This is a genomic window from Saccharopolyspora sp. 6V (assembly GCF_020176785.1).
In the GTDB taxonomy this organism is placed as follows: domain Bacteria; phylum Actinomycetota; class Actinomycetes; order Mycobacteriales; family Pseudonocardiaceae; genus Saccharopolyspora_C; species Saccharopolyspora_C gregorii.
Window position 1 is genome coordinate 1 of record NZ_JAIUKB010000240.1, and the last position, 262, is coordinate 262.

Below are 262 nucleotides of genomic sequence, written 5' to 3' on the forward strand. Positions count from 1 at the left end.
CCGCCGCGCCTTGGCCACCCGCCGCCCCGGTGATGATCGCGACCTTGCCGCGCAACCCGGCCACCTCACATCAGCTCGTCGGTCAGCGGCAGCAGCACCGACTTCAGCTCGGTGTAGGCCTCGTAGGCGCTGCGGCCGCCTTCGCGGCCCAGCCCGGACTGCTTGTACCCGCCGAACGGCAGGTGCGGTTCGACCTGGAACCCGTTGATGCCGACCGTGCCGGCGCGCAGCTTCCGCGCGACGCGGAACGCCCGCGCGGCGT

The 262-nt window shown here is 73.3% G+C and carries 1 protein-coding gene; it reads right to left on the bottom strand.

The genetic code is table 11. The features are described from left to right. Window positions 1-65: 65 nt before the first annotated feature. Window positions 66-262, bottom strand: a 197-nt coding sequence (locus LCD35_RS29710; RefSeq protein ID WP_225045325.1) for an aldehyde dehydrogenase family protein, incomplete at its 5' end; no start/stop codon positions are given.